This window comes from Candidatus Pelagibacter bacterium nBUS_27, from assembly GCF_051200985.1.
GTDB lineage: Bacteria > Pseudomonadota > Alphaproteobacteria > Pelagibacterales > Pelagibacteraceae > Pelagibacter.
In genome coordinates, this window is record NZ_CP172845.1 from 1,004,020 (window position 1) to 1,027,582 (window position 23,563).

Sequence of the window (23,563 nt, forward strand, 5' to 3'; positions counted from 1 at the left end):
TACAAATTTAGACTATTTATAAACACTTTGTAGACATTTTTTAAAATTAAATTTTATTTAACAAATAATAATTATATATTATATTTTAGAATGTTTAAAAAATTAATAGTAACTCTAGTCTCCATTTTTTTACTAGCATTTAATGCAAATGCTGGGTCTGATGGTGAATTGGTATTAAAGAAAAAACAACCAAAAGAAATAAAAGATTGTTTTGAAAAGTTAAATAGGACAACTTTTGCATTTAACCAGGGTTTAGACAAGGCAATTATTAAACCAATTGCAAAAGGTTATAGAAAATTGCCAAATGGAATTCAAAAAGGTACCAAAAATGCAGTTACAAACTTATCTAGCCTAGTAACAATCCCCAACAATATTTTGCAGGGAGATATTAAAACTGCAATAATAAACACCGGAAGATTAGTTGTAAACACAACGGTTGGGCTTCTTGGCACTATTGATGTTGCCAATAAAATGGGTTTTCCAAAATACGAAAAAGAAGATTATGGTCAAACTTTAGGTGCTTGGGGAGTAGGTCCAGGTTGTTATGTAGTTTTACCAGTTCTTGGGCCATCTACAATTAGAGATACTGCTGGCTCATTTGCAAATGTGTTGGGTGGAGACCCTTGGTACAACGCATCAATTCATGGTAATAATGAGTTTTTAAGTGAAAGTACTTATATTGCATCAAGAGCTTTGGGTGGTATTAATTTTAGGTCAGATAATCTTGAGTCATTAGATAACCTTGAGTCAAATTCGATAGACTTTTATGCTTCCTTAAGAAGTTTGTATTTACAAGACAGAGAAAATAAGATTAAAAATAATCAAAGGGGAAAAGTAGAAGTAATATATAAAGATGAAGAAGACTGGGAAGAAATAGACAGCAAATAATCATATACAAAAAAGAATTAATATGAAAAAATTAACTACAATCATATTTTTATTAAATCTAAGCTTAAGTCATGCTTATTCTATTCAGCCTGATGTATTTGTTCAGTCTACGGTCAACAGAGCATCAGAAATTCTATCAAAAAATATTTCAAAACAAGAAAAAATAAATCAGCTTAAACTTGTAGCTAAAGAAACAGTAGATATAAAAGGAATAGGTTTTTATTCTTTAGGCTCAACCAGAAAAGTTTTAAACGATAATCAAAAAAAAGAATATTTTGACTTATTTGAAGATTATTTTTTAAAAAGTTTTTCCAGCAGATTATCTGAATATTCTAATCCAAAAATTGAGGTTCAGAATAAAGAGATTATAAATAAAAATTATACAATTGTTAATAGCATATTAGTTAGCACTTCTGAAAGACCTGAGGTAAAAATTGACTGGAGAATTTATACAAAGAATCCTGACAATCCTTTGATCAGAGATTTAATTATAGAAGGCCTTAGTTTAGCTAGGACGCAAAAAGAGGAATTTGCATCAATTTTAAATTCAAATGATGGTGACATAAATGTTTTATTTAAAAATCTAGAAAAATTTGCAGAAAACTAATTTTGGTGGGCCCGCCAGGACTCGAACCTGGGACCAATACATTATGAGTGTACTGCTCTAACCAACTGAGCTACAGGCCCTTAAATTTATTCAAGGTTTACTTCACTTTGGCATATCTTGCAAGTTAGTTAATATAAACAATTCACCATTAACAAAAATAAAAAAGAATAATTTAAAGATCTAGATAATGATTTATTAAAGAAATTTCTTAATAAAGAGTTGGTAAAAATCTTAATTATGGATAATTAATCTATTTAGAATATGATAATTACATTTAAAAAATAATTGCTGTAATTTAAAATATCATATGAATAAAAAATTATTAAGCTTGACTATTCAATTATTAGCAATTTTTTTTCTTTTTAAATATTTTGTTATTGATAATACAAGCGAGAAAAAATTTATACTTTTTGAGTCATCAAGTTTAATATATTTAGTTGTTTTTTTAATCTCTTTAAAATTATTCATAGGTTATATATTTTTTATAATATTAAATACAATCTCAAATAGAAAAAATGATCTTGCCGATGTGTCTACAATTTTTTTATTTGGAGGTATGATTAACCAACTTTTACCTGGAGCTGGTCATGCCTATAAATACTACAAATTAAAATCAAGTTCAAAGATATTACTTTCACAATTTTTGGTGAGCCAGACAATTTTTACATTAAATTCATTATTGTCTCTTATATTTCTAGCTCTTTTGACTGGAATTATCCTTGTAGCAAAATTTAATTTTAACTATCTAATTTTAATATTTTTTTCTTTAATAATAGTCTTAATTTACTTTTATAAAAATTATAAAAATTTCTTTAAAAAAAAATTAATTAATATAAAAAAATTAGAAGATATTCTTAATCAGCTAAAAATTATTAAAGATATAATTAAAGCTAAATATTTAAAATTTATTTTTATCCATTTAGGATTTGTATTTATGGTAATGTTAGAAAGTGTTAGTTTTTTTATTGCACTTAAATTATTTGGAGCAGAAATAACATTAATAAAAGCTAGCTATATTTATATTATAACCGCACTTACTAAAACAGTATTACTTATAAATTATTTTGGAATTTTTGAATTAATATTATTAAGTGTTTCAACAATTATTATACCAGGTGTAGAAGATATTTTAATTTTAGGTATAAGTTTTACAGTTATCAATACATTTTCTCTTATTTTGGCGGCTATAACAATGCCCTCTATAAGATTTATTAAAAAAAAAATAAGTTAAATTTAAAAATAATTTTATGAAAAATTTTAAGTTAAGTATAATAATTCCTACTTGGAACAGAAAAGCAAAATTAACAAAATTGTTAAAAAGAATAATTTCTAAAATTAATGTAAATAATATAAAATATGAAATTATCATATGCGATAGTTATAGTACAGATGGATCACAAAAACTTATAAAGAAAATATTTGGCAAAAATAAAAAAATTATCTACATCAATGTAAAAAAAAATATTATTTCACTTAAAAGAAATAGTGGATTAAAAATATCAAAATATCAAAATATACTTCTCTTAGATGATGATTGTCTCCCAATAGGAAATTTTTTTACAGATATAAAAAATTATCTAGAAAATTCTAAGTATAATCAAATTTTTTGTGGACAATATTCAACTCAAAAAAAATTAATATTAAAAAGTAACTATCACAGATTCAGAAATGCTAAAAACATAAAAACAAATGAGCAAAAAAAGATAAATTATAAAAATATAATCACAGGGTGTTGTTTTTTTAACAAAAAAAAAATATCAAAAAAATTATATTTTAATGAAAATATTCAGGGATATGGATTAGAAGATATTGAATGGGCTTTTAGATTAAATAAAAGAAAATTTGAGATAATTCTTACAAAAGTTAAGGTAGATCATCAAGAAACAAGTCAAAATATAGGTGCGTATGTAATTAAGTGGTACACATTATCAAAAGATGCCATGCTATCATTATCAAAAAGATACCGAAATACTATGAAGAGTAGAATTTTCTATTTTGAAAGATTGTTTGATAAAAAATTTATTAAATTATTTTTTAAGATATTGAATATACTTATTATAAAACCGTTAAGCTTTATCTTAAAAAAATATTTGATTGGATGCGACAGAACTAAGATTTTATATTCATATAATTTATTTGAATTTTTAATTTTTCTTTATTACTTGAGAGGTGCTATTGATAGAGATAAATTTCTTGATAAAGATAAAAAATGGTATGAGGCAGGATATAAATAAGAATTACCTTTTTGAGTTTAATAAATTATGTAACTATGATGGTGGGGAATGTTGGTTACGCTCCAACTACCCCTCGAATGTCAATCGAGTACTCTACTATTGAGCTAATCCCCCATATTGTTACTCTTAGTTATCCTAGACGTAACTAATTTTTAAAATATATTGATGTATCTTCTAATATATTCAACCAAATAATGATTTGCTTAACTTTCCAAGAAGCTTTTTAGCTGTTTAGATCTGCTTGGGTGTTTTAATTTTCTAAGAGCCTTTGCTTCGATTTGTCTAATTCTTTCCCGCGTCACAGAAAATTGAAGACCAACTTCCTCTAAAGTATGATCTGTATTCATCCCAACACCAAATCTCATTCTTAAAACTCTTTCCTCTCTGGGAGTTAAAGTAGATAAAATTTTAGTTGTTGCTTCTCCTAGGTTAGATTTTATAGCTTGTTCTAATGGCGCTAATGCTTTTGTATCTTCTATAAAATCACCCAAACTACTATCTTCTTCATCACCAACTGGTTTTTCTAATGAAACAGGTTCTTTAGAAATTTTTAAAACTTTTCTAACTTTATCAAGTGGCATTCTAAGTTTTTGAGAAAGTTCTTCAGGGGTTGCTTCTCTTCCAAACTCGCTTAAGATTAATCTTTGAGTTCTTACAATCTTATTAATTGTTTCAATCATATGAACTGGTATTCTAATAGTTCGAGCTTGATCAGCGATCGATCTTGTAATTGCTTGTCTAATCCACCAAGTTGCATAAGTAGAAAATTTGTAACCTCTTCGATATTCAAATTTATCAACTGCTTTCATAAGACCGATATTTCCCTCTTGAATTAAATCTAAAAATTGAAGACCTCTATTAGTATATTTTTTAGCAATTGATATCACTAATCTTAAATTAGCTTCAACCATTTCTTTTTTAGCAATTCTAGATTCTTTTTCTCCCTTTTGAACTCTACTAACTAATTTTTTAAAGTCAGTAACAGAAATTCCTAACTTATGACTGATCTCAATTAATCTTTCTCTAATATTTTTAAACTCTTCCTTATTTTTTGCAAAAAACTGTTTCCAAATTAAGTTAGTATCTAAAAATTTTTTAAGATTTGGGTTAATTTCATTTCCAATATAAAACTTGATAAACTCATTTCTTGGAATGTTATTATCCATTGCTAATCTCAAAAGATTTCCTTCTAGAGATATGATTTTTTTATTTTCAACATAGTGCTTTTGAACCAACTCCTCTAAAACTGAAGGTGATAATTGAAGTGATTTAATATTTTCTAAGATTTCATCTACAATTTTTTGATATCCTTTTTCTTTGGCAGGAGAAAAATTTTGTGAATTTAGAACACAATCTAATTTTTCTTTTTGGTACTTGATTAATCTTGTATATTCTTTTGTTAAAGTGTTTACTGTTTTTAAAACTTTTGGTTTAATTTCAGTCTCCATAGCAGCAAGAGTTGGGTTAAAGTCATCATCATCACTATCACCAGAGTTTTCATCCTTATCAGTCTCACCTGCATTTTTTTGTTTAGCACTAGGACCAGTTGACTCATCTTCCATGTAATTTGTATCGATATCAATAATTTCTCTTACTAAAATTTCATCTTTTTGTAATTGATCATTCCATTCATAAAACTGTTGAGCAGTCATCGGACTTTGTGATAGGGCAATCAACATTACATCTTTTCCAGCTTCAATTCTTTTTGCAATTGCAATTTCACCTTCTCTTGAAAGTAATTCAACTCCACCCATTTCTCGGAGATACATTCTAATAGGATCATCACTTTTCTCCATTGTCTTACCTTCTTCTTTGGAGGATCCTTCTTTTTTTCTTAAGACTTTAAAATCAGATTTTTTTTCAACTAAAGCTACACCTTCATCCAAAATATGAATGAATGCTTGAGATAAATTTTCATCAGATAGATTTCTTTTTCCTAGAGATTTATTTAACTCTTCATAAGTAATGAACCCTCTGTGGGTTCCTCTTCCCATTAGTCTAGCAAATGATTTAGTAATTATTCTTTCCACAGCAATATAAGTTTGAAAGACTTATATAATATCAAATTAACAAAAATCCATTGCTAATTTATTGAGATTAGTTGATTTTTCTCTCTTTTTTTAGGTCTTTTAGCTCATTAAATGTTGTTTGGCTCATATCTTTTGAAAACCTCGATTCTAGTTCTTGGATTCTGAACTCAAGATCGTAATTAAACAAATCTTTAGAAATATCATCAAGTAACTCTATTGCTTGATTATCATTTTCAGATTTATTTTTCAGAATATGTTTAATTGGAGCAAATTTATTTATCTTCTCCAATAGTTGTTTATCCAAATTTATATCTTCAATACTAATTTGCTCACCAGATTTTAGTCTTTCAATAATGGAATTAAAAATTTGTTTATTTATTTCTGTGAACAACTTTATATTTTCAATTAAGTGAATATTTGCTTGAAAAAGAGATAGATTATTTAGAAGTAGATATAGTAAAGAAAATTCTTTTAACTCTACACCAGTTATTGATTGGCTTTCGTTAAAATATTTTTTAGTTGAGTCAAGTGATTTTGTTTTTTTTATATAAAACTTTTTTTTATTTTGATTGGAGTGAGGAGTTAACTCTGCAATTTTTTCCAAAAAATATTCAAGCACATATTTTTTAATAAAATCATCTTTAATAGTGTTCGCTATGGATCTAAGTTTTTTTTCAAATATTGCCATTGAAGATGGGTTGTTTTCAGTTTGTTTCTTGTAATGACTAAAAATAAATTGATGAATGGATAGCTTGCTTTGTTTTGTAAAATCTACAAAGTAGTTTTTTCCATGTTTATTAACATAGCTATCAGGATCTTCTTTATCCGGTAAAAATAAAAAGGATATTTGTTTTTCAGGTCTTAATTCTTTTATAGAATTTTCAGCAGCTCTGAGGGCAGCTTTATATCCACTCTCATCACCGTCAAAACAAATTATAATATCGTCAAAGAACTGATTTAAAGTTAAAATTTGTTTATCAGTTAATGAAGTTCCAAGGTTAGCAACTACATTTTCAATTCCATTTTTACTCAATCCAACAACATCCATGTATCCTTCAACTAAATAAATGTGATCTAATTTGTTAGATAATTTTCTAGCTAAATCTAAATTATATAAGTTTGAACCTTTTTTAAAAAAAGTTGTTTCAGGTGAATTAATATATTTTGCTAAGTAATCTAAGTTCTCTATTATTCTTCCACCTAAAGCAATTGGCTGTCCTGAAATATTATTTATTGGAAAAATTAATCTTCCTCTAAATCTTTCAACATATATTTTTTTCTTTTCATCCAGGTAAAACAATCCACTCTCTACTAAAGCTTGTTCACTAAATTCATTTTTTAATTTATCAAAAAAACTGGGATTTTTTTCTATGTAGCCAATTTTGAATTTTTTAACTTCTTCTCTGCCTAACGATCTATTCTTTAAATAATCTCTAGCATTTGAATAGGCTTCATTTTTTAATAGCTCACTGTGATAAAAATCAACATACTGACTATAAATTGATAAATATTCTTTCCATTTTTTTTCTCTTTCCTCGTCTTGTTTTGAAAACATGTAAGGTTGCATACCAGCTAGCTGAGCAAGGTGTTTAACAGCCTCACCAAATTTAAAATTTTGTGTTTTCATTACAAAATCAAAAATATTTCCATGCTCAGATGTTGCAAAACAGTGATAAAATTCCTTTTCATCGTTAACTGTAAACGATGGAGTTTTTTCAGTTTTAAATGGAGACAAACCTACATATTCTTTGCCTCTTTTCTTTAAAGCAACTGACTTTGATACGACTGTTGAAACTTTGAGTCTCGTTTTAATTTCATCCAAGTACTCTTTGGGGTATTTCATTAACTGCCCAATAGTTCCTTAATTAGTGGACCTGCTTTTGCAAAATCAATTTCATCAGCATGTAGTTTTTTTAATTCACCCATTACTTTTCCCATATCTTTAACTGAACTTGCTCCAAGTTTTGATATAACTTCAGCACATATTTTCTTAGTTTCTTCTTCGCCAAGCTGTTTGGGTAAAAACGCTGTTAAAATTTCATATTCATTTTGCTCAATTTCTAAAAGATCTGTTCTGTTATTTTTTTTATAAATATCTATCGATTCGGCTCTTTGTTTAACCATTTTTTTTAAAAGCTTTTTAATATCTTCGTCATCAGTATCTTTTTTGTTAGGACCAGATCTATTCACAATGTCTAAATCCTTAATGGATGATAATATTAACCTATAGGTTGATATTTTAGTTTTATCTTTAGCTTTTAGTGCGTTTTTGTAATCAGTTTCGATAGTTTCTTTTAATGCCATAATTTTTTAATCTACTTCAAAGAAAAAAATCTTCAAAAGAAAAATTGTTTTTTTACAATTTTATATTACATCTCTGTTGCGATAATAATGCAATTATTGTATTAACCTCTAACTCAAGAGTTGTAATTGATCAAAAAAGCAAAAAAATCGAACTCAAAAAATTCACAAATCACCACAGGCGTCTTAGTTCTTGAAAATAAAAAGGTTTTTAAAGGAATTGGAATTGGCTTCCAAGGAGAAGCAACAGGGGAAGTTTGTTTTAATACATCATTAACTGGATACCAAGAAATTATATCAGATCCATCTTATGCCGGGCAAATCATAAATTTTACATTCCCTCATATTGGAAATGTTGGTACTAATAAAGAAGACTACGAGTCTGATAAAATATGGACTAAAGGAGTGGTGTTTAATTCAGAAATAACATCGCCATCGAATTACAGATCATTTCTTCATTTAGATGCTTGGCTTAAAAAAAATAAAATAGTTGGAATTACAGGGTTAGATACTAGAAGTTTAACTAATTTTATCAGAGATAAAGGTGCTCCAAAAGGAACGATCTCATATTCTAAAACTGGCAAATTTAATATTAGTAAATTAACCAACTCAACAATTAAGTGGAGTGGATTAAAAAACCTTGATCTTGCAGAAAAAGTTACAACCCCAAAAAACTATATTTGGAAAGGTCTTAAAACTTGGAAAAAAGAAACTGGTTATAAAAAAAATAATAAAAGTACATTTCATGTAGTTGCAATAGATTATGGAATAAAGAAAAATATTTTAAGATATTTTTCTGACTTTAATTGCAAAGTGACAGTTGTCTCTTGCAAAACATCAGCTGAAAAAATTTTAGCTCTTAAACCAAATGGTATATTTTTATCAAATGGTCCAGGGGATCCAGCAGCAACAGGAAAATATGCAATCAATATAATCAAAGATTTAATTAAAAATAATTTACCCATATTTGGCATTTGTTTAGGGCATCAAATACTAGCCCTTACACTTGGTGCTAAAACAAAAAAAATGAAATTAGGTCATAGAGGTGCAAATCACCCAGTTAAGAATTTAGTTCACGACAATGTTGAAATAACAAGTCAAAACCATGGTTTTGAAATTATTAGAGAAAGTTTGCCAAAAAATATTGAGGTTACTCATAAATCTTTATTTGATAATTGTATTGAAGGTATCAGATTAAAAAATAAACCAATATTTTCAGTTCAATACCACCCTGAGTCAAACCCAGGACCACAAGACAGTGTTTATTTATTTCAAGAATTTATCAACAACATGAAAACAAATGCCAAAAAGAAAAGATCTTAAAAAAATATTAGTTGTTGGAGCTGGACCAATTATCATTGGCCAAGCTTGTGAGTTTGATTATTCAGGTACACAAGCATGTAAAGCCTTAAGAGATGAGGGTTATAAAGTTGTGTTAATTAACTCAAATCCAGCAACAATTATGACCGATCCTGATGTTGCTGATAAAACTTATATAGAGCCTATTACTTTAGAGGTTTTAGAAAAAATTCTTAAAAAAGAAAAACCTGATGCAATTCTTCCGACCATGGGTGGTCAAACTGCTTTGAACCTTGCAATGGAAGCTGAAAAAAAAGGAATTCTAAAAAAATACAAAATAGAATTAATCGGCGCAAACTCTAAAGCAATATCTAACGCAGAAGATAGAAAAAAATTTAGAAAAAATATGATTGATATTGGTTTAGATCTACCTAAATCTGAAATCGTCAATAACATTAATCAAGCATCTAAAGTTTTAAAGAAAATAGGATTGCCTGCAATCATTAGACCTGCATTTACTCTTGGAGGCCTTGGTGGTGGGATTGCTAAAAATGAAAAAGAATATCTAAAAATTATTAAAAGTGGATTACACGAGTCTCCAGTAAGCCAAGTTCTAGTCGAAGAGTGTCTAGAGGGTTGGAAAGAATTTGAAATGGAAGTTGTAAGAGATAAAAAAGATAATTGTATTATTATCTGTTCTATTGAAAATATTGATCCAATGGGAATTCACACGGGGACTCAGTTACTGTTGCTCCTGCTCTAACATTAACTGATAAGGAATATCAAGTTATGAGAAATGCATCTATTGCATGTCTTAGAAAAATTGGAGTTGAAACAGGTGGATCAAATGTTCAATTCGCGATCAATCCCAAAAATGGACGGATGGTTGTAATTGAAATGAACCCAAGAGTATCTCGTTCATCAGCACTTGCATCAAAAGCAACTGGATTTCCAATTGCAAAAGTTGCTGCTAAACTTGCTGTTGGTTACACGTTAGATGAATTAAAAAATGAGATCACAAAAGTTACACCTGCATCATTTGAACCTAGTATTGATTATGTGGTAACAAAAATTCCAAGATTTACATTTGAAAAATTTTCAACTTCGCCTGCAACATTGGGTACATCTATGAAATCAGTTGGTGAAGCTATGGCAATTGGTCGAAACTTTAAAGAGTCGCTTCAAAAAGCATTAGTATCCCTTGAAACAGGGTTTTCTGGATTAGATAGAATATTTGATCTAAATAAGAAACAAATTGAGAAAAAACTTAAAGAAAGTATTCCAAATAAAATTTTATTAGTTGCTGAAGCGATTAGAAAAAAGATCGATTTAAAGAGAATATTTACCTTATCAAAAATTGACCCTTGGTTCTTAGAGCAAATTAAAGAAATTGTAGATAATGAAACTAAGATTAAAAATAAAGGATTACCTAAAGATTTTAATGAGTTTAACCGAATAAAATCTATTGGTTTTTCTGATAAAAAGCTGTCTGAACTTACAAAAACATCGGAAGATGCCGTTAGACGTAAAAGAACTGCTCTTAAAATATTACCGGTATTTAAGAAAGTTGATACTTGTGCAGCTGAATTTAAATCTTTCACTCCTTATATGTATTCTACATACCAAAGAAATTTTTCAATTAATTCTGAGTGTGAGGCCGATCCATCAGCTAAGAAAAAAATCATAATATTAGGTGGTGGACCAAATAGAATAGGACAAGGAATAGAGTTTGATTATTGCTGTTGTCAGGCTAGTTTTGCACTAAAGGATGCTGGTTTTGAGACCATCATGATCAATTGCAACCCTGAAACGGTTTCAACTGACTATGATACTAGTGACCGGTTGTACTTTGAACCTTTAAAAGAAGAGTATGTCTTTAATATAATTAAAAAAGAAAAAGAAAAGGGAAACCTAGTTGGTATTATTGCTCAGTTTGGTGGCCAAACCCCAATTAAACTTGCTAAATTTTTACATGATAACAAACTGCCAATTTTAGGAACGCAGTACACATCAATTGATTTAGCTGAAGATAGAGATTTGTTTAGAAATCTTCTTAATAAATTAAAGTTAAAACAAGCTGAAAGTGGAATTGCTAAAACATTCAAGCAAGCTATTCAGATAGCAGAGAGAATTGGTTTACCCTTAATGGTTAGACCTTCATATGTGTTAGGGGGAAGAGCAATGGAGATTGTTCATGAAAAAAGTCAGCTTAAAAACTTTGTTGAAGAAGCATTTAAGGCTGCTGAAGAAAACCCAATCTTAATTGATAAGTTTATTGATCATGCAATGGAAGTTGATGTTGATGCAATATCAGATGGAAAACAAGTTCATGTAGCTGGTATCATGCAACACATTGAAGAAGCTGGAATTCACTCTGGAGACTCAGCTTGTAGCTTACCTCCAATATCAATTAAACCATATTTAATTAAAGAAATTGAAAATCAAACTAAGAAATTAGCTCTAGCTTTAAAAGTTAAAGGTTTCATGAACATTCAATTTGCAATTAAAAAAGATGAAATTTATGTAATTGAGGTTAACCCTAGAGCAAGTAGAACAGTGCCATTTGTATCTAAAGCAAAAGGTCTTCCGCTTGCTAAAATTGCATCACGTGTAATGGCTGGTGAAAAATTATCTAAGTTTAATTTAAAAGATAAATCTAAAGGAATGTATGCTGTAAAAGAAGCTGTGTTTCCTTTTAACAAATTTCCAAACAGTGATTTACTTCTAGGGCCTGAAATGAAATCAACAGGTGAAGTAATGGGGTTTGATAAAAATTTTGGAATGGCATTTGCTAAAAGTCAAATTGGTGCTGCTAACTCATTACCAAAACAAGGATTAGCATTCGTATCCTTAAAAGATTCTCACAAAGATGAAGGGATAGACTTAGCAAAAGAGCTAATTAAATTAAATTTTACACTTTGTGCGACTAAAGGTACTGCAGAATATTTTAGAAAGTATAAAATTAAATGTAGAATTATTAATAAAGTAAGTAGTGGATCTCCTCATATAGTCGATGTCTTAGACTCTAAAAAAATAGCCCTTGTTATTAATACTGGGGGTGGAAATAGTGAACATAGATTAAATGATGCAATAGCACTTAGAAGAGGAACACTTAAAAACAAAGTCCCCTATTGTACAAATATGTCGACTGCTCAAGCATGTTTGCAAGCGATAAAATCACTTAAAACTAAAAAATTAGAAGTAACTGCTCTTCAAGATATTTAAATTCAAATTAAAAAAACCTATTTTGAATTTAGAAATTAAGAAATTAAATTTTTTTGTTGATGATTTAAAAAAAATTAATATTTTATCGTCATGATACATGGAGATAATGCTAAAATTTTATCATTTCCAAAATTTAAAATTAAAAAGCACAAAGGGTTTAATTTAATAAATATAACACCTGATTTAAAAAAAATATCTCAAAAAATAATTAATAGAAAATTATTTTCATATTTAGATTATTACAAAAATTTAGCGAGCCTACATGGTTATGATTTTATTTTATATGATGAAGTTAAAAAAGATAAAAAATTATCAAGAAATTTATTAAATTTTAGAAAAAAAAATAAACACATTTCATACCTTGAAAATAGATGTCAACCTTTTGCAAAACAAGATGATAAAATTTTAATTTTAGCAACAAATATAGATAGAAAATTAATAGATTTTTTATTGTCTGAATATCAAAAGGATCAAATAAAAATTGTATTAACAACACCTAGGGATCTAAAATTATTTTTTCAAAAAATTTATAAAAGAACGGATACTAAAAATGCATCTGAATTGCTTCATATTAGAGAACCTAAATTATCTGCAAAAAAAGTTTTTTCCCTGAAGCTTACAATTTTTTTATTGTCATTAATTGGGACGTTAGTCACCTGTGGCTATAAATATCCAGCTGAAACCTCTTTTTGTTTTGCCGCTTTTTGTACGTGTGTTTTTTTAATTAATTCATCATTTAGGGTTTGGCTTTTTGTAGTGGCTATTTATTTAAAATTTAAAAATAGATATAAAAAAGAAATCCCCATTTTAGGACAAAAGAATTTACCAACGTACTCAATATTGATTCCTATATATAAAGAAACTGAAGTTTTAAAAAAACTGATCAAAAACATATCTGCATTAAAATATCCCAAAAAAAAGCTTGATGTAAAATTAATCTTTGAAGAAGATGATGTGGAGACTATTGCATTAGCAAAAAAATTAAATCCGCCTCATTTTTTTGAATTCATTATTGTTCCCAAAAGTTATCCGCAAACAAAACCTAAGGCATGTAATTATGCTTTACCATTTTGTCGGGGTGAATATGTTTGTATTTATGATGCTGAAGATAAACCTGAGACAGACCAATTATTAAAAGCTGTAGCTAAATTTAGATCTTTGCCTGATGATTATGTTTGCTTACAAGCATCTCTTAATTATTACAATCAAGGTTATAATTATTTAACTCGATTATTTTCATTAGAATATGCTCAATGGTTTGATTGGTTTTTACCTGGTTTAAATAAATTTAATTCTCCAATTCCTTTAGGGGGAACATCTAATCATTTTAAAAGAAAAAAATTATACGAACTTTATAATTGGGATTCGTACAATGTAACTGAAGATGCGGATCTAGGTATTCGTATTTATCAAAATAGATTAAAGACAACACTTTTAGACTCTACCACATGGGAAGAAGCAACTGGCACTAAGAGTTCATGGATTAAACAAAGAACAAGATGGATTAAAGGACACATGATAACTGTCCTTATTCATAATAGAAATCCATTTAAATTTTTATGGAGAACTGGTTTAAGGGGATTTGCAGGATTTCATTTATTTTTAACATTACCATTAATAAACTTCTTAATTAATCCCTTTGCTATTTTACAAGGATTTTTCTTGCTTACATCGCCTGATTATTCAAGCTGGGTGGGGTTTGGAGATGATTTATTAACATATTTTATTTATGGAATACTTTTATACAATTTATCTAATATTTTTATGTCAATGGTAGCAGGTATAAATAGAAAATTTAGTAAATTATATTTTATCTTACCGCTAGTTCCTATTTATTGGATGTTGCATAGTTATGCAGCTTTCATCGGACTTTTTGAAGTAATAACCAAGCCACATTATTGGGCCAAAACTACACATGGAAAATATTTAACTTAAATATGATAAAATTATTAATAAGTTTAAAAACAACACATAAAGTTATACTTTTATTAATTTTATCTATTGTAATATTTTCAGTTTTTTTTTTAATTCATTTATTCTCACCTGTTCACGATCATGAGTTTGAAAGTATTAATGATATTATCAAAAATAATTTTATTATTGTTTTTTATTATGAAGCTGTATTTGTTTTTATATTATTTTTTTTATTAGTAATATTTTTATCTTATGTTGTAATTAAAACAGATAAATTGGAAAGTATAGTTAATGTTGATGAACTTACAAATGTTCAAACAAGAAGAAGTTTCTTTTTTAATAATGGTGATAATGGTAAAAGAAAATTTGATTATTTAATTCTAATTATTGATATTGATTATTTTAAAAGTGTTAATGATAGTTATGGTCATGAAGTTGGTGACAAATATTTAAAAAAATTTGGTCAAGAACTAATAAAAATTGGAGTAGATAGTTTAAATTCTGTAAGATTAGGTGGTGAAGAATTTGCACTACTTTTCAATTTAAAAGATATTGAAAAAAAATATGAAACTACAAAAGGATATAAAAGTTTTACTCTATCTCAAAAGATAAATAAATTTTCAAAATCTATTCATAATAAATTGAATAGTATTTTCTTAGATGATAATAAGATAATAATACAAAAAACGTGTTCATTTGGTTCTGCATTACTTCCTGTTGATGGTAAAATTTCAGATTCTTTATCATACGCCGACAGAGCTTTGCAAGTTGTTAAAAAAAAGGTCGTAATAATTATAAATTTGCAGATGATAAATTTATTAGTGTCTCTAAAGAATTAGATGAAATTATTACACTTGATGGATTAAGTGAAGCTCTTAAAAAAAGTCAATTAAGTTTTTATTTTCAACCTATTATTGATGTAAAAAATAATTCAATTAAATTTTTTGAATGTTTAATTAGATGGACTAAGCCTAATGGTACTATACTTTTACCAAAAGATTTCTTATCTAAATTTATTCACTTAAATGCAAGATCTATGAAAGAAGGTACTAGAATATGGAGAACGGTTTTTGATAAAAGTTTTAAAAATATTAATATCGATAAAAGGATAAAATTTTCAATTAATTTTCAAATGTCTCACTTTGCAAATATTGGAGCAGGAAAGCTATTGATGGAAGAAATAGAATATATAAAAACTTTAATTGATAATGAAATAATAATAGAAATTACAGAAGCGCAAAATACTAGAATTGATGACAAAGTGGCCAATAATGAAATACAATATGCGAAAAATCAAGGAGTGTCAGTTGCTTTAGATGATTATGGAGTAAAAGGAAGTAATCTTGAACGTTTGATTAATACACCCTGGAATATCATTAAATTAGATAAACAGTTAATTGATAATGTTGTAACTAATAAACGCTCTCGTGTTGCGGTAGAAGGAATTAAAACAATGGCAACTAGATTAAATAATCAAATAATAGCTGAAGGAGTTGAAACTAAAGAGCAGCTAAAATATCTAAAAGAAATTGATATACATTTAATACAAGGTTTTTTATTTTCCAAACCAATGCCAGGTAATCAAATTGAAGGATATATAAAACAATTTTCTGCTAAATACAATTAGACTAGTCTCTCTCGTTTTTTTCCTTTTCTTCTTCAATCAAAATTCTTTCAGAAGCTCCTTCTAGATCTTCGTATTGATTATTTTTTAACGTCCATAAAAATGCTAGTAACCCTATTAAACCAAGAGTAAGTGCAATAGGTATAAGATAGAGCAAAATATTCATGATTAAAATTTTTTCCTTTTTAGATTTAAACGAAAACTATTTCCAATTACAAATAGTGAAGAACTTGACATTGCAATAGCTGCAATTAATGGTGTAACTAAACCTATTATCGCCATAGGAATAGCAAAGATATTATAAATAACTGCCATTAAAAAATTTTGTTTGATTAATAAAACAGATTTTTTTGCAACTTTAATACAACTAATAATTGGAAATAGTTTTTCACCTTGAAAAACAATGTCTGCAGTATTTTGGGTAATATCCATTGCGGTTGATGGTGAAATAGATACATCAGCTTCAGCCAGCGATGGGGCATCATTCAAACCATCTCCGACCATCAGAATTTCTTTATTTTGTAATTTTAATTTTCTAATAAATTCACTTTTCATTTCTATTGAAAATTCAGAATAATAATCATTTATACTAAGGTGTTTTGCTATTCTTTTTACTACCTCATTTCGATCACCAGATAAAATTATTGGAATAACTCCTAATTTTTTAATCTCATCAATTACATCCTTGGTGTCTTCTCGTAATTGATCCTCAAAACTAAAACAGATTTTTTTTTCATTTTCTACTGAAAGCCATATCTCTGAAAAAATTTCATCTTCATCTTTTTGTGAAGGACAAGACCAATTTTTTTTTCCTAGTTTTAATAATTTACCTTTAAAATATCCTTCCACTCCACAACCAATTATTTCTTTTACATTATCTAAATTAAGTAATTTGCCATTAAATTGATTACAAATAGATCTTGAAAAAGGATGCTTGCTATAATGTGCTAACGATGCTGCAATTTGTAGATCTTCTTCTGAGTATGATCCTATTAAATTAGGCTTACCCACTGTTAGTGTTCCTGTCTTATCTAAAATTACATATTTCACTTTTGATAATTTTTCCAAAGCATCACCAGATTTTAAATAGATGCCTTTTTTCATAAGCGAATTATTTGCTAATACCTGAACGACTGGAACTGCTAAACCTAAAGCACAGGGACATGTAATAATTAATACGGTTACAGCTATTAAAAGTGAGGGTTGCCAAGCTAAATCAGCGAACATCCACCATCCAATAAATGTAAATAAGCCAGCTAAATGTACTGTTGGTGTGTATAATTTGGCTGCTTTATCAGCAATTCTGGTGTACTTGGATTTACTTATCTCTGCTTTTTCCATTAGTTTCACAATGTTTGTGAGTAAATTATTTTCTGTAGATTTAGAAACTTCAATTTGAATTGGTGCTGAAATGTTAATTGTACCGGCAAATACATTATCATTTATATTTGCTTTTTTAGGTAATGTTTCACCACTAATAAGACTTAAATCTATTTCTGTAGATCCGTTTAGAATAATTCCATCTGCAGGTATTTTTTCTCCTATAGAAATTGTAATAATATCTCCTGTCCTTATGTCTTTTATCGGAACAATTACTTGTTTTTCATCCTTTATAACTGTTGCAGTTCCACCTAAAGCTGAAAGTAATTCTTTAGCAGATTTTTTTGCCTTACCTTTTGCTAAGACATCTAGATACCTGCCAATGAGTAAAAAAAACAATAACATTATTGCAGAGTCGAAATAGATATGTTCACCATTATTAACTGTTTCAAATAGACTTATTAAACTAGTTAGAATTACTGCTAATGAAATCGGCACATCCATATTTGTATTTTTTTTTAGCAAAACTTTTAATGCTGAATAAAAAAATGGTCTTCCAGAATAGATTATAGCTGGTAGTGCAATTAAACTTGAAATCCATTGAAATAGTTCTCTTGTTGCAAATCCCATTGTCTCAACTGATGATGACCATAAGCCAACTGAAATTAACATTAAATTCGCTGCTGCAAAGCCTGACACTGCAATAGATCTTATCAAGACTTTTTTATTCTCTTCAAAATCATCATCTAAATTATCAACATCATACAAACTAATTGGATATCCTAAATCAGATACAATTTTAGCAAATTTATCTGCTAATTTTTTTTCACCTACCCATTTAATTTCTAATTTTTCAGTAGACATATTTACTCTTACAAAAAAAACATTTTTTAAAGTGTAAAGTGATTTTTCAATAAGATGGATACATGAAGCACAATGAATATTTTTTACTTTAAAAATAATACTATTATTATTTTTTGGATCAATTTTAACAAAAGGAGAAAATAATTTATTTATCTCTACTTTATTAAAATTCGTTTTATTGTTTGATATTTGTGCTTGTTCCATATTACTAATATCTTTACATCCCACTGTCCTTTTAAAGGAAATTTAATTAATTTTTGGAATTTACCATTTGTTTGTTTTTCTAATTTAATTGAAAAATCATAACCAGTTTGAGTTGGTCTAACTAAAAAAGCTGTAACAGAAGCTCCATCAAAACTATCTTTTTTTTCATTTTCTAAATAAAAATTTAGAAAATCCTCTTGATAAATGATTTCACTTTTCCAATTTAAATCATTTTGTTTTTTACTAGCCTCAATTATTTTGTTGTAATTTAATCCTTGATTGTAAGCGTTCTCAGTTACTACACCTCTATGAGTTGAGGTTGCTAGATAAACAAATATGCTATCTAAAATTATCAAAATAACGAAGAAAACTATAAAATAATGAGGAAAACTGTTATTTTTTTGCTTAATCATACTAATATTTCCCACTAATAAATATGTTTTCTACTGTGTCCGATATTTCATCATCTAATTCTTTAATATTGAAAATTACTTTTTTTCGTACCTCTTTATTTTTATCCGCTATAAGAAAAATACGATAATGACCAACACTATTAGCCACAACAGGTAAGTTGTTAGAAGATAAACTTTCTATACCTTGAATTTTAATTTTTGAATTTTTTAGACCTTCAATAGAGAGTGAATATTTCTTACTTATAAATGATTTGTTGAGAATTTTAATATCATAACTATTTCTTATTTGACCATTTGAAAGTTTTACAAATAATGGATTTCTATCATGCAAAACATTAAGTTCTAAAATTGATCTATTCAACAGCATATAAAGAATTGCAGCACTTAAAATAAGAAGGATTGATAAATAACTATATGTGCGTCCCCTTAATAAGCCTTTTTTTTCTTTTTCGTTTCTAAAGCGTCTACCTTTATTTTTTTCTGTGTCATATCTAATTAATCCCGCTGGAAGATTAATTTTCTTCATAATCTTATTACATGCATCTATACACAAACCACAGGCAATACATTCCATTTGCAAACCTTGTCTTATATCAATGCCCATAGGACAAACTTGAATACATTCTGTACAATTAATGCAGTGACCTTTGTTCTCCCAACTATCACCGGCTTTATGTTTGCCTCTTGGCTCTCCCCTAAATTCATCATAACTTATAATTAATGTATCCCTATCAAACATTGCTGACTGAAACCGAGCATAGGGACACATATAAGTACAAACCTGCTCTCTTGCAAAACCAGCCATCAAATAAGTTGAAAAAGTTAAAACTACAATCCAGCTTAAAACAGACCAAGGAACATCAAAATTTATAATTTGTTCTAATAATGTTGGTGCATCATTAAAATAAAAAACCCACGCACCTCCAGTTAATATTGCAATTACGATCCAAGCTATATGAGTTGATAGTTTTCTCCATATTTTGTTAAAACTGATCGGTGCATTGCTTAATTTCATTCTAGAGTTACGATCTCCTTGAAAAATTCTTTCCACCCAAACAAATAAATCAGTCCAAACAGTTTGTGGACACGCATAACCACACCAGGCACGCCCTACAAGACTTGTGCTTAAAAATAATGCTACTGCTAAGAATATTAATATTCCAGTTAAGAAATAAATTTCCTGTGGCCATATCTCAATGAAAAAAAAATATGCTCTTCTATTCGGCATATCAATTAATATTGCTTGATTTGGTATCTGTGGACCTCTATCCCATCTTATCCAAGGAGCAAAATAATAAACAAACAATGTGCAAGTCATAATAATCCATTTTATTTTTCTAAATTTTCCCCAAACTCTTTTTGGAAAGATGATTTTTTGCTCAGAAAACAAACGTAGTGGATTTTTTTCCAAACTTTCTTGCATAATTAATGTCTTATTGTGACGCTGATAGTGAATGAATATATAAAGCTAACATTCTTATAGTTGGGTCATCTAAACGATCCTCCCATGCAGGCATAATTCCATGTTTTGGCTTTTTAATTTGAGAAATGATGCTCGATTTATCACCACTACTATAAAACCAAATATTATCTCTCAAATTAGGAGCGCCCAATTCTTGAATTCCCTCACCATTGTTTCCATGACAAGCAGCACAATTATCAGCAAATAAGGTATTTTCACTTGATTGGTTGTTATTTTCATTGAGAGATAAGATGTATTCAGCCAACTCATTAATTTGCTCATCATTTAAAACTTCTGCAAACTCTGGCATTTCAGAATATTTACCTTCATCATGACCAGATCTAATACCATATTTTATGGATGAATAAATTTGCTCAACGTTTCCTCCCCACAACCAATCATCATCGTTTAAATTAGGATACCCCTTGGCTCCAGCGGCACCTGATCCATGACATGTTGCACAATTATCTCTAAATGCCGCTTTACCTCCTGCTACTGCATAAGTGTAAGATTTTTTATCTTTAAGTATTTCGTCAAATGAGGTTGCTTTAAAAAACTCTTTATAATTTTCTCTAATATCTAATATTTCTTTTTGATTATCTCTTAATTTTTTATATTGAGTCCAATCTAGTATTCCAACTGTGCCTCCACGATAACCGCTTCCAGTCAAAGTTGGCCAAGAAGGATAAACAATCCAATAACCAACTGACCAAATTACTGTAACTATAAATACCCATATCCACCACCTTGGTGCAGGTGTATTTAATTCTTTTAAACCATCCCACTCATGTCCGGTAGTTTCTTGGCCTGTTATTTTATCAATCTCTTTATTGTTATTTTTTTCGGACATAGATTACTTTTTCATTTTTAATTGGTATAAATTTATGTGACTCAATTTTTTTTTTAAAATTTGGGTTAAATAACCAAATAACAACTACTGAAAAAATAGAAAAAAAAATAATTAGACCTAAAACACCTGCATTGTCAGAAATAAAACTTATCATTTTTTAACCTCTTCAACTATTTGAGGGTCATAATTTTTTAGATCCGCCATACTTCCTAAGACCTGAAGGTAAGAAATCAAAGCATCTAATTCTGTGGGTAAGTTTTCATTACCATCAAAATCTCTGATATTTACTTTTTCACCATATCTATTTCTTAAATTTTCTGCTAAATCTGTTTCTGGTCTTAATTGTGCAAGACCATCCTTTGAAGCATTTTCAATCATCTCCTTTGTGTAAGGAACACCAGTAATTTTTAATGCTCTCAGATGTTTTCCCATGTCATCAAAGCTTAAAACTCGATTACTTAAATGTTTGTAGCTAGGCATAATTGACTCTGGAACTACATTTTGAGGTTTGATTAAATGTTCTACATGCCACTCATCAGAATATTTACCTCCTAAACGTGCAAGATCTGGCCCTGTTCTTTTTGATCCCCATTGAAATGGGTGATCATACATACTTTCTGCTGCTAAAGAATAATGCCCGTAACGTTCAACTTCATCTCGTAATGGTCTGATTTGTTGACTGTGGCACGTATAGCAACCTTCTCTTAAATAAATATTAAATCCTTTAAGTTCTAAGGGTGTATAAGGTCTAACACCTTTAATTGGTTCAATTGTAGTTTCCAATCTAAAAAGTGGAACGATTTCAATTATGCCCCCAATTGAAACAGCTATAACCGTAAAAATTAATAATAAAATTGAGTTTTTTTCTAATTTTTTATGTTTTTCCATCATTGGATTTGAGCCTTTTGAGAAATTGTTGATTTATTTGTACTAGGTATCTCTAAAGTTTTGATTAAGTTGTAAATCATGATCAAAACTCCAACAAAGAATAGAACTCCACCAATACCTCTAATTAGATAAAATGGCTTCATCGCCATAACCGTTTCAACAAAAGAATACTCTAAAAAACCCAGATTATCGTAAGCTCTCCACATCAAACCCTGCATAATTCCTGATACCCACATTGAAGATATATAAAAAACAATACCAATAGTGGAAATCCAAAGATGAATATTAACCAATCTTAGTGAGTAAAGATTTTTTTTATTCCATAAAACTGGAAACAAATAATAAATTACACCAAAACTAATAAATGCTACCCAACCTAATGTGCCTGAGTGAACATGGCCAATAGTCCAGTCAGTATAATGACTTAATGCATTAACTTCTTTAATAGACATTAAAGGACCTTCAAAAGTACTCATCCCATAAAATGCTAGAGAAATTATCATAAATTTTAAAACAGGATCTTCTCGAAGTTTGTACCAAGCTCCAGATAACGTCATCATTCCATTTATCATTCCACCCCAACTAGGCATCCAAAGCATAATTGAAAAAGTCATACCCAATGTTTGAGCCCAATCTGGTAAGGCTGTGTAATGTAAATGATGGGGACCCGCCCAAATATATAAAAAAATTAAAGACCAGAAATGTAAAATAGATAACCTATAAGAGTAAATTGGTCGATTAGCTCTTTTTGGAATAAAATAATAAACCATTCCAAGAAATCCAGCTGTTAAAAAGAATCCTACTGCATTATGTCCATACCACCATTGGATCATTGCACTTTGAACACCTCCCCATAACGGATAACTTTTTGCACCAAACAATGATACTGGAATAGAAACACCGTTAACCAAATGTAGAACCGCAACTGTAACTATGAAAGCAAGAAAAAACCAATTAGCTACATAAATGTGAGGTTCTTTTCTTTTTGTAAGAGTAACTAAATAAATTATCAAATATATTACCCAAACTATTGTTAACCATAAATCAGCATACCATTCTGGTTCAGCATATTCTTTACCTTGAGTAACTCCAAATAAATATCCTAAACCAGCCATTAAAATAAATGCCTGGTATCCCCAAAATGTAAAATTTGCCCATCCATCACCTGATAATCTAGTTTGGCAAGTTCTTTGAACTACAAAATAACTTGTTGCAAACAACACATTGCCACCAAAGGCAAATACTACAGCTGAAGTGTGTAGGGGGCGCAACCTACCAAATGTTAATAATGGTTCAAAATTTAATGATGGGAAAACCATCTGAAAAGCAATTAGTAAACCTGCTGCTAATCCCGCTACAAGCCAAAATATAGATGCAATAGTAAATTTTTTAACTATCTCATCATTATAGTTGATCATTAAAAAGATATATCTTTTTTAT

At 28.6% G+C, this 23,563-nt stretch carries 19 protein-coding genes, 2 tRNA genes and 1 pseudogene; 9 read left to right on the forward strand and 13 right to left on the reverse strand.

The features are described from left to right. The first annotated feature begins 90 nt into the window (after nucleotides 1-90). On the forward strand, nucleotides 91-888 hold the full coding sequence (locus tag ACIJYG_RS05395) for an MlaA family lipoprotein (RefSeq protein WP_435096011.1): 798 nt from the start codon (nucleotides 91-93) through the stop codon (nucleotides 886-888). A gap of 22 nt (nucleotides 889-910) precedes the next feature. Then, entirely contained in the window at nucleotides 911-1,495 is a 585-nt protein-coding gene (locus tag ACIJYG_RS05400) for an MlaC/ttg2D family ABC transporter substrate-binding protein (protein ID WP_435096014.1), read from the forward strand. A 3-nt stretch (nucleotides 1,496-1,498) separates the two neighbouring features. Here the strand turns inward: ACIJYG_RS05400 and ACIJYG_RS05405 are convergent. Continuing rightward, nucleotides 1,499-1,575, reverse strand: a tRNA-Ile gene (locus ACIJYG_RS05405). A gap of 227 nt (nucleotides 1,576-1,802) precedes the next feature. Here ACIJYG_RS05405 and ACIJYG_RS05410 point away from each other — a divergent pair. Together ACIJYG_RS05410 and ACIJYG_RS05415 are read left to right on the forward strand one after the other, a co-directional pair. After that, nucleotides 1,803-2,726 (forward strand): hypothetical protein, encoded by a 924-nt coding sequence (locus ACIJYG_RS05410; protein ID WP_435096017.1) that lies wholly within the window; start codon nucleotides 1,803-1,805, stop codon nucleotides 2,724-2,726. A gap of 16 nt (nucleotides 2,727-2,742) precedes the next feature. Then, nucleotides 2,743-3,729 (forward strand): glycosyltransferase family 2 protein, encoded by a 987-nt coding sequence (locus tag ACIJYG_RS05415; protein WP_435096020.1) that lies wholly within the window; start codon nucleotides 2,743-2,745, stop codon nucleotides 3,727-3,729. Nucleotides 3,730-3,768: 39 nt separating this feature from the next. Here ACIJYG_RS05415 and ACIJYG_RS05420 read toward each other — a convergent pair. The 4 genes from ACIJYG_RS05420 to ACIJYG_RS05435 all read right to left on the reverse strand — a co-directional run bounded on the left by ACIJYG_RS05420 (nucleotide 3,769) and on the right by ACIJYG_RS05435 (nucleotide 8,063). After that, a tRNA-Val gene (locus ACIJYG_RS05420) sits at nucleotides 3,769-3,843 on the reverse strand. Between the two features lie 89 nt (nucleotides 3,844-3,932). Beyond that, nucleotides 3,933-5,759, reverse strand: coding sequence for an RNA polymerase sigma factor RpoD (rpoD, locus tag ACIJYG_RS05425; protein ID WP_435096023.1), 1,827 nt, complete (start codon nucleotides 5,757-5,759; stop codon nucleotides 3,933-3,935). A gap of 67 nt (nucleotides 5,760-5,826) precedes the next feature. Continuing rightward, nucleotides 5,827-7,602 carry a DNA primase gene (dnaG, locus tag ACIJYG_RS05430; protein ID WP_435096026.1) on the reverse strand — a complete coding sequence of 592 codons (1,776 nt, stop codon included), beginning with the start codon at nucleotides 7,600-7,602 and terminating at the stop codon, nucleotides 5,827-5,829. Continuing rightward, nucleotides 7,602-8,063, reverse strand: coding sequence for a GatB/YqeY domain-containing protein (locus tag ACIJYG_RS05435; protein WP_435096029.1), 462 nt, complete (start codon nucleotides 8,061-8,063; stop codon nucleotides 7,602-7,604). Before ACIJYG_RS05435 ends, dnaG begins: the two co-directional genes overlap by 1 nt. 126 nt (nucleotides 8,064-8,189) lie before the next feature. Between ACIJYG_RS05435 and carA the strand changes: the two genes are divergently transcribed. The 5 genes and pseudogenes from carA to ACIJYG_RS05460 all read left to right on the forward strand — a co-directional run bounded on the left by carA (nucleotide 8,190) and on the right by ACIJYG_RS05460 (nucleotide 16,125). Next, nucleotides 8,190-9,383, forward strand: coding sequence for a glutamine-hydrolyzing carbamoyl-phosphate synthase small subunit (carA, locus tag ACIJYG_RS05440; protein WP_435096032.1), 1,194 nt, complete (start codon nucleotides 8,190-8,192; stop codon nucleotides 9,381-9,383). Continuing rightward, nucleotides 9,361-12,584: pseudogene (gene carB, locus ACIJYG_RS05445) on the forward strand (carbamoyl-phosphate synthase large subunit). The gene carA and the pseudogene carB overlap by 23 nt, the downstream one beginning before the upstream one ends. A 90-nt stretch (nucleotides 12,585-12,674) precedes the next feature. Continuing rightward, nucleotides 12,675-14,519, forward strand: a complete 1,845-nt coding sequence (locus ACIJYG_RS05450) for a glycosyltransferase family 2 protein (protein WP_435096035.1) — start codon at nucleotides 12,675-12,677, stop codon at nucleotides 14,517-14,519. A gap of 2 nt (nucleotides 14,520-14,521) precedes the next feature. Further along, on the forward strand, nucleotides 14,522-15,337 hold the full coding sequence (locus ACIJYG_RS05455; RefSeq protein ID WP_435096038.1) for a GGDEF domain-containing protein: 816 nt from the start codon (nucleotides 14,522-14,524) through the stop codon (nucleotides 15,335-15,337). An 8-nt stretch (nucleotides 15,338-15,345) separates the two neighbouring features. Next, nucleotides 15,346-16,125 carry an EAL domain-containing protein gene (locus ACIJYG_RS05460; protein WP_435098862.1) on the forward strand — a complete coding sequence of 260 codons (780 nt, stop codon included), beginning with the start codon at nucleotides 15,346-15,348 and terminating at the stop codon, nucleotides 16,123-16,125. Nucleotide 16,126: 1 nt separating this feature from the next. On the opposite strand, the gene ccoS is transcribed toward ACIJYG_RS05460, so the two are convergent. From ccoS to ccoN, 8 genes are read right to left on the reverse strand one after another with little or no spacing between them, the layout of a single operon-like run. Next, on the reverse strand, nucleotides 16,127-16,288 hold the full coding sequence (gene ccoS / locus ACIJYG_RS05465; RefSeq protein ID WP_435096041.1) for a cbb3-type cytochrome oxidase assembly protein CcoS: 162 nt from the start codon (nucleotides 16,286-16,288) through the stop codon (nucleotides 16,127-16,129). 2 nt (nucleotides 16,289-16,290) lie between these two features. Then, entirely contained in the window at nucleotides 16,291-18,510 is a 2,220-nt protein-coding gene (locus ACIJYG_RS05470) for a heavy metal translocating P-type ATPase (RefSeq protein WP_435096044.1), read from the reverse strand. Then, entirely contained in the window at nucleotides 18,462-18,923 is a 462-nt protein-coding gene (locus ACIJYG_RS05475) for a FixH family protein (RefSeq protein WP_435096047.1), read from the reverse strand. Before ACIJYG_RS05475 ends, ACIJYG_RS05470 begins: the two co-directional genes overlap by 49 nt. A gap of 1 nt (nucleotide 18,924) precedes the next feature. After that, a complete protein-coding gene (gene ccoG / locus ACIJYG_RS05480) occupies nucleotides 18,925-20,346 on the reverse strand; it encodes a cytochrome c oxidase accessory protein CcoG (RefSeq protein WP_435096050.1) in 1,422 nt (473 codons plus the stop codon). Between the two features lie 10 nt (nucleotides 20,347-20,356). Beyond that, nucleotides 20,357-21,235, reverse strand: coding sequence for a cytochrome-c oxidase, cbb3-type subunit III (gene ccoP, locus ACIJYG_RS05485; protein ID WP_435096052.1), 879 nt, complete (start codon nucleotides 21,233-21,235; stop codon nucleotides 20,357-20,359). Next, a complete protein-coding gene (locus tag ACIJYG_RS05490; protein ID WP_435096055.1) occupies nucleotides 21,219-21,389 on the reverse strand; it encodes a cbb3-type cytochrome c oxidase subunit 3 in 171 nt (56 codons plus the stop codon). Before ACIJYG_RS05490 ends, ccoP begins: the two co-directional genes overlap by 17 nt. After that, on the reverse strand, nucleotides 21,386-22,126 hold the full coding sequence (ccoO, locus tag ACIJYG_RS05495) for a cytochrome-c oxidase, cbb3-type subunit II (RefSeq protein ID WP_435087870.1): 741 nt from the start codon (nucleotides 22,124-22,126) through the stop codon (nucleotides 21,386-21,388). Before ccoO ends, ACIJYG_RS05490 begins: the two co-directional genes overlap by 4 nt. Beyond that, a complete protein-coding gene (gene ccoN, locus ACIJYG_RS05500; protein WP_435087872.1) occupies nucleotides 22,123-23,541 on the reverse strand; it encodes a cytochrome-c oxidase, cbb3-type subunit I in 1,419 nt (472 codons plus the stop codon). Before ccoN ends, ccoO begins: the two co-directional genes overlap by 4 nt. Nucleotides 23,542-23,563: the final 22 nt, after the last annotated feature.

What these genes read in the sequence shown, in the direction of transcription:
- ACIJYG_RS05395 (WP_435096011.1), top strand. Translation starts at nt 91, where the DNA reads ATGTTTAAAAAATTAATAGTAACTCTAGTCTCCATTTTTTTACTAGCA.
- ACIJYG_RS05400 (WP_435096014.1), top strand. Translation starts at nt 911, where the DNA reads ATGAAAAAATTAACTACAATCATATTTTTATTAAATCTAAGCTTAAGT.
- ACIJYG_RS05410 (WP_435096017.1), top strand. Translation starts at nt 1,803, where the DNA reads ATGAATAAAAAATTATTAAGCTTGACTATTCAATTATTAGCAATTTTT.
- ACIJYG_RS05415 (WP_435096020.1), top strand. Translation starts at nt 2,743, where the DNA reads ATGAAAAATTTTAAGTTAAGTATAATAATTCCTACTTGGAACAGAAAA.
- dnaG (WP_435096026.1), bottom strand. Translation starts at nt 7,602, where the DNA reads ATGAAATACCCCAAAGAGTACTTGGATGAAATTAAAACGAGACTCAAA.
- ACIJYG_RS05435 (WP_435096029.1), bottom strand. Translation starts at nt 8,063, where the DNA reads ATGGCATTAAAAGAAACTATCGAAACTGATTACAAAAACGCACTAAAA.
- ACIJYG_RS05450 (WP_435096035.1), top strand. Translation starts at nt 12,675, where the DNA reads ATGATACATGGAGATAATGCTAAAATTTTATCATTTCCAAAATTTAAA.
- ACIJYG_RS05455 (WP_435096038.1), top strand. Translation starts at nt 14,522, where the DNA reads ATGATAAAATTATTAATAAGTTTAAAAACAACACATAAAGTTATACTT.
- ccoS (WP_435096041.1), bottom strand. Translation starts at nt 16,288, where the DNA reads ATGAATATTTTGCTCTATCTTATACCTATTGCACTTACTCTTGGTTTA.
- ACIJYG_RS05470 (WP_435096044.1), bottom strand. Translation starts at nt 18,510, where the DNA reads ATGGAACAAGCACAAATATCAAACAATAAAACGAATTTTAATAAAGTA.
- ACIJYG_RS05475 (WP_435096047.1), bottom strand. Translation starts at nt 18,923, where the DNA reads ATGATTAAGCAAAAAAATAACAGTTTTCCTCATTATTTTATAGTTTTC.
- ccoG (WP_435096050.1), bottom strand. Translation starts at nt 20,346, where the DNA reads ATGCAAGAAAGTTTGGAAAAAAATCCACTACGTTTGTTTTCTGAGCAA.
- ccoP (WP_435096052.1), bottom strand. Translation starts at nt 21,235, where the DNA reads ATGTCCGAAAAAAATAACAATAAAGAGATTGATAAAATAACAGGCCAA.
- ACIJYG_RS05490 (WP_435096055.1), bottom strand. Translation starts at nt 21,389, where the DNA reads ATGATAAGTTTTATTTCTGACAATGCAGGTGTTTTAGGTCTAATTATT.
- ccoO (WP_435087870.1), bottom strand. Translation starts at nt 22,126, where the DNA reads ATGATGGAAAAACATAAAAAATTAGAAAAAAACTCAATTTTATTATTA.
- ccoN (WP_435087872.1), bottom strand. Translation starts at nt 23,541, where the DNA reads ATGATCAACTATAATGATGAGATAGTTAAAAAATTTACTATTGCATCT.